This window comes from Candidatus Borrarchaeum sp. (genome assembly GCF_019058535.1).
GTDB lineage: Archaea > Asgardarchaeota > Sifarchaeia > Borrarchaeales > Borrarchaeaceae > Borrarchaeum > Borrarchaeum weybense.
Genome location: NZ_JAHPYX010000282.1, coordinates 1 through 5,727 on the forward strand (window position 1 = coordinate 1; position 5,727 = coordinate 5,727).

The 5,727-nt window shown below is 37.1% G+C and carries 5 protein-coding genes; 1 reads left to right on the top strand and 4 read right to left on the bottom strand.

Annotation, left to right across the window (positions count from 1 at the left end):
* Positions 1 to 161 precede the first annotated feature (161 nt).
* The 4 genes from QVB70_RS18345 to QVB70_RS18360 form a co-directional block, all read right to left on the bottom strand.
* Positions 162 to 641 (bottom strand): hypothetical protein, encoded by a 480-nt coding sequence (locus QVB70_RS18345; protein ID WP_287589339.1) that lies wholly within the window; start codon positions 639 to 641, stop codon positions 162 to 164.
* Positions 642 to 922: 281 nt separating this feature from the next.
* Positions 923 to 1,816: a geranylgeranylglycerol-phosphate geranylgeranyltransferase gene (locus QVB70_RS18350; protein ID WP_287589341.1), complete on the bottom strand. Its 894-nt coding sequence runs from the start codon at positions 1,814 to 1,816 to the stop codon at positions 923 to 925.
* Positions 1,817 to 1,862: 46 nt separating this feature from the next.
* Positions 1,863 to 2,558 carry an ABC transporter ATP-binding protein gene (locus tag QVB70_RS18355; protein ID WP_287589343.1) on the bottom strand — a complete coding sequence of 232 codons (696 nt, stop codon included), beginning with the start codon at positions 2,556 to 2,558 and terminating at the stop codon, positions 1,863 to 1,865.
* A 101-nt stretch (positions 2,559 to 2,659) separates the two neighbouring features.
* Positions 2,660 to 3,610, bottom strand: coding sequence for a transcription initiation factor IIB family protein (locus QVB70_RS18360; protein WP_287589344.1), 951 nt, complete (start codon positions 3,608 to 3,610; stop codon positions 2,660 to 2,662).
* A 303-nt stretch (positions 3,611 to 3,913) separates the two neighbouring features.
* On the opposite strand from QVB70_RS18360, the gene QVB70_RS18365 reads away from it, so the two are divergent.
* Positions 3,914 to 4,909, top strand: a complete 996-nt coding sequence (locus tag QVB70_RS18365; RefSeq protein ID WP_287589346.1) for an MBL fold metallo-hydrolase — start codon at positions 3,914 to 3,916, stop codon at positions 4,907 to 4,909.
* The last annotated feature ends 818 nt before the right edge of the window (positions 4,910 to 5,727 follow it).

Here is a 5,727-nt window from a genome sequence, read left to right on the forward strand (position 1 = left end):
GATCTAGTGCGCGATTGATTCCTATTGATATGTTCGACACAGAAACGAAAAAATGGCGCTGGGGTAAAGATGTGCTTGCTCAACTAAAGATTGAAAAATAAGCTAACTAAGAAAAATTGAAATTTCTTTCTTGCATTAAAAAAAAGACCAAAATCTAGATTTTAAGATGCCACTTCTTCTGTAAAGTCTCCTAATACATTAGCAACTGCTTTTTCTACAATTTTCTTGGCATTTTCAGTAAATTGTAAGTCATCATTGTCAATAACATGCACGTAATCAATTTGATAAGATCCGTCATTCCATAAAGTTATTGATCCAACCACATGTCCAATTTCTGATACAATGCCTACATTTACTATTGCCATTTCAATTAAGTCGGTGAGATCTCCCAATCCACTAAGAATTTCTAAAGCACTTCTAATTCGAAAGTTAGTATTCTTTGATATTTCTCTTAAGGAAATCACACAGTAACAGTCTGCCAATCGTCCAAGTTGCAATTCGTCCTGAAAAAATTCTTTAACAGTGGGAAGAATTTCCCTTTCAATTATAGCGCTATCATCTAATATTAGAAGGAGATCACCCAAGTTACTCTGTTCGCCTACTTCAGTTACCTGTAACAGTTGATTTTTCCAATTGAACAATATTTCCCCTCTAAGAGACTATTAGTGCACCTTTAGTTGTTTGAGTTCTCAAGTGTTTCAACTTTTTTACTATTTTCCTAAATAAATGTTCTTGATTTTAAACATATAATTTTGGATTTCTTCAGCATCATCTTACAAAGATATTCTGTTTATACTTCGTGGATGCCTGTAAATTGTCTTAAAGATTACCACAGTCCATAAATATGACATTTTGAATTTTTTTTCTCTGAACAACTATAGTGTAGTAGCATTTCATTTCTTATAAAAACTTAATGCATTATTCATATAGACCCTATCAAGAATCCTACAAGTCCAAAAAGTGCTCCAATTTTGGCAAAAAGGCTCGCTCTATGTTGTTTATCGCTTGATTCGACTCCAGAAAGAAGTATTATTATTGAAAGTGATACCGCACTATCACCTAAGATTAGGAAAGGAATAAACCAGATATTTACAAAAGATAAAACCCAAATTAGTGAGAAAAATATAATAGCGAATACCCCACAAATTGCCGCTGATAAAGCAGCGATCTTATAACCATAAACCATGGCTATAGTCTCTACTTGACGGATTTTATCTCCTTCAACATCTTCCATACCTTTTATGATCTCTCTGCTTTGTAACATAAAAAAGGATGATAAAAAGAAGATAATTATAACTAGAGAACTTGCAAGTTGATTCAAAGCGCCTGTAATGACTCCTCCATAGATATAACCAAATGAAAAGGAAATTGCGACCATAAAATTTCCAAAAACTCCCATTATTTTCCCTTTCGCAGCATATACGAAGCCAATAACTGAAAAGAAAACTGCGATAATTGGACACCAAAATCCAGCAGGACTAATCGGAACTGTTAAGAAAGAGAGAATTATGCCAATAGCCCATAATACTATGGAATAGATTTTTGCGTGTCTGAGAGACACAACACCGCTGGGAATCGGGCGATCGGGTCTATTAATTTTATCGATCTCGATATCATATATATCATTCACGACGTTTCCTGCAGCGGCAATAAACATATATGTAAGATAAGAGAGAATTAAAACAACAAAAAACGTTAACTGATAATATGACGGGATATAAAATTGTCTTGTAATCATAACGCCAATGATTGAAGTGAGACCGCCCATTAAACAGTTGATTGGACGTGTAATTTTGACAAATGCTGTAATAGCCAATATTTTATCTCCACAGGAGTGTTTCTATTGAATATTTTAATTCAATTTAGGCAATTATTTCTTCGCTTTCAATTATTCCATCTCTAAAGCGAATAAGCCTATTGCCTTTTTTACCTATTGACTGGTCATGAGTTACAATAAGAAATGTTGTGCCTTGTTCTTTATTGATTCGTTCCATCAATTCAACAATTTCAGCGCCAGTCTTTGTGTCGATATCTCCTGTCGGCTCGTCTGCCAAGATTAAAGAAGGATCATTTGCAAGCGCACGAGCAATAGAAACACGTTGTTGCTCGCCGCCACTAAGTTCATCAGGCCTGTGATGTAATCTATCTCCTAGTCCAACTGTCTCTAGAAGTTCTTTTGCACGTTCTTGTCGTTCTTGCTTCGATTTTTTAGCAATTAGCATTGGAAGTTCAACATTTTCAAACGCTGTTAACACCGGGATAAGATTATAAAATTGGAAAATGAAGCCAAGTTTGTATCTGCGAAGATCTGTAACCTTTTTATCGCTTAATTCTGTGACGTTCACTCCGTCAATGTAAACTTCACCTTCAGTTGGTGCATCCAATGCACCAATCATATTAAGAAACGTCGACTTTCCGCATCCTGAAGGTCCCATGATGATCACAAATTCACCTTTATAGAGTTTGAAATCAATTCCTTTTAAGGCCTGAACTACTGTTCTACCCATGACGTAGTCTTTCCTTAGATTAACAGTTTCAACAACTATCCCGTTTTGCATTAATAGCCCGTCCATACCAATGTCGCTTTTTAGAATTAAAAAACTAACTTGCAGTGTTATACAAACTGTTTGATATAAAAACTTAAGTGTCTGTGAACTGATTAATTTGTTTTTGTAAGTTTGAGTTTCTTTACTAATTCCTTATACCGTGTGCGAAGTGTTACTTCTGTGATTTGAGCGGCTTCACAAACCTCGCTTTGTGTGCGTCGTTCATCTAACTCAATAGCAGCTATATAGACTGCAGCTGCAGCAATACCTATCGGCAATTTTCCTCGCGTTATATGTAATTCTTTAGCTTGCTCTAGAATCTCAAGAGATCTTACTTGTACTTCGCCACTTAATTCCAAATCTGTTGCAAGTCGTGGAATATATTCATCTGGTTCTATAAGAGGAATATGTAGTTGTGGAAGTTTATTGAGAAGAATTCTATAAACTCGTGCTACTTCTTTTTTTGAAATACGTTTACTCATTTCAGCAATTTCTTCCAAAGTTCTGGTCGATTTTTGAAGGCGAGCCGCCGCATACAGTGCTGCAGCGACAACAGCATTTATTGATCTTCCTTTCGTGATACCTTCGCTGAAGGCATCCTTGTATATTTTTTTAGCACTCTCCAAAATACCTGAAGGCATATCTAATTGTGAACTAATCCGTTTCAATTCCGCCATTGCGCGTGCCAAATTTCGTCTACCCGGTTCCCCCATTTCAGCTCTAACTTGGGTTCTTCTTAGACGATCTATTCGGGCTCTTCCCTCTGGAGAAAATCCTTTTCCGAATATATCCTTTTGATCTCTTCCTATTTTCGTTGATAAATATCTGTCTGGGGCTGTTAGAGAACTAGGTGGTCCAATTCGACTTTTCTTATCATGGTCTTCAGGAGAGAAAGCACGCCATTCAGGTCTGCTATCGATGAGAGAATCCGAAATAACAAGTCCACAATTACCACATTTTATTTCGCCCCGCTCTTCATCACTCAAAATATGAGTTGATCCACATTCAGGGCATTTAAGAGGAAAGACGTCTACTTTTTTCGTATCTTTTTCGTTTTCGGTCAAAAATTTCCCACTCATCACAAAATTTTGTCTATTTTGAAAATTCTAATTATTTGAGTGGCTCATTCATTTCAACTCCCCTCTATTTATAGTTTTTAGAAGCGGAAATCAAGTTTTCATGCAATTTTTGGTTCTTAACGAATTAAAAAATAAACAAAAAAATATATTGCGAGGTTAATGAAAGAAATGAAGTCCTACCTACCTAAAAGAAGAGTTTTTTCAAGCAGTAATGATAAAACAAAAGATTAATGTAGTGTGTTTAACGAAGTAAAACCTGATAAAGTTAAGATTACTGGAGGTTTAGGTATGAGCTACTTTGAAGTCACCCCAGACATTGTACGTGTAGTAGGCGATGAGTCTATAGAAGACGAAATTAACGCCTGTTACATCATATTCGATAGTGAAATCGCAATAATAGACTCTGGAACACCCCACACTCCCAAAAACGATATTTTGAACTGTATTGGGGACTATGGAAGAAACGCAGAGGATGTCGCTTACATTTTAACAACACACGAACACTACGATCATTTTGGTGCTCATGCGTGGTTGAAAAAGAAAACTAACGCTAAGATAGTTGCTCATCAAAAAGCAGAAGCGACACTTTCAAATCCCAAAAAATTAAGTACAGATCATTATATGCTCGGAAAGAGCGATAAATTTATGCTTTCCTTCTATGGCTCACCCACTGATCGTTTACAAGCTTGTAATGTTGATCAAACCGTCGAGGATGGCGATACAATATCTTTTGGAAATACTGATTTAGAAGTTATCTACACAGGTGGACATTGTGCGGGACATGTCTTCTACTATGAGCCACGAAGTAAAGCGATTTTTATTGGCGATGAAGCATTGATGTATCCTGGAGATAGTTATAAGTATTATATCGATTTCACGGGTGATGCGTCAAGGCGATTCAAAGCATTAAAAGGGTTACTTAACATGAATTGGAAATTGTTATGCCCAATTCACGATGAGGCGTATATGAAAACCGATGGGATGGAAATGTTGAGAATGGCAATTGACGGGCACAAGCAATGGAATCAAACTATTATCGATGTATTAAATGAATATGGAAAAGAGATGTCAACAGGTAAACTAGCCAGAGAAGCGGAGGAAAGAATGGGCATCTCATGGGGACCTCAAATGAGCCGATTAATCGACCATTCCACAGTATATATGCATCTCTTAGCGCTGAAAAAGGCTGGTAAGGTTGACGGAAGAGGCGAATACGATAAAGCAAGATGGAAATTATCAGCAGAAGCACTTTTGGAAGAATTTGACTCAGAATTTGCATTCTAAACAATTCACAAAAATTGACACACTTTTTTTTAATAGAAAATACAGATTTTCTTCCCATTGCTACAGATTTTCTTTCAATTGTGATGATGAATTAAGATTAATTTAGAAACAAACTTTGAAACGCTTTAAAAACCAATGATCAACCAATTCCGCTTACCATATATTATTAGGTGAATAAAATTCAGGTCACAGAACATATTCATGCTATAAAGATCCCTTTTCAAATAAGGACTAAATTGGGTACAGTCGATCGATTCGTTTACGATAACTAAGCAAGAAAGCACCACAGCTTCATCGTGGTGATGAATTGCGGTAGATGTGTATGTTCACTTTCATCAGGGGGTCTGTTAACATTTAATACTGGTGTGCCTTACATATTGTGATGACTATCTAGTGGCAGGCAGCAAGGCAGGCAGGGAGAGCTACATACACAACTAAGACTTGTGGTAGAGTCACAACTCAGACTATGTTATCTGCTGCATTCGGAGGGATACTACGCACACTTGAAACAAAGGTACATACTCCATTAGAGTGCAGTCGATAACATTGAGAGCGTTTGCATCATCTACGGCAGGCTGGAAATTGACGCCTGTAAAGTTGAGCCATCCGTACACTAGAAGCCTGAGACCCTCATCACCTCACAATCTTCAATCGACGACGAGGAGGAGGAGCACATCATATGATCGGTTCCAAAAATGAAGCCATCAAGGCCAGTTTGAAAGCCACCAAAGCGCGACGCATGCACCAGAGCTGCCGGGTGTTCATGGTCAAACTAGACAAGTCGCATCTTAATACGGAAACGCTACATCATCTAAGGA

Bases quoted from the DNA above. Each gene is read 5' to 3' on its own strand.
- QVB70_RS18355 (WP_287589343.1), bottom strand. From the start codon at position 2,558: ATGCAAAACGGGATAGTTGTTGAAACTGTTAATCTAAGGAAAGACTAC.
- QVB70_RS18365 (WP_287589346.1), top strand. From the start codon at position 3,914: ATGAGCTACTTTGAAGTCACCCCAGACATTGTACGTGTAGTAGGCGAT.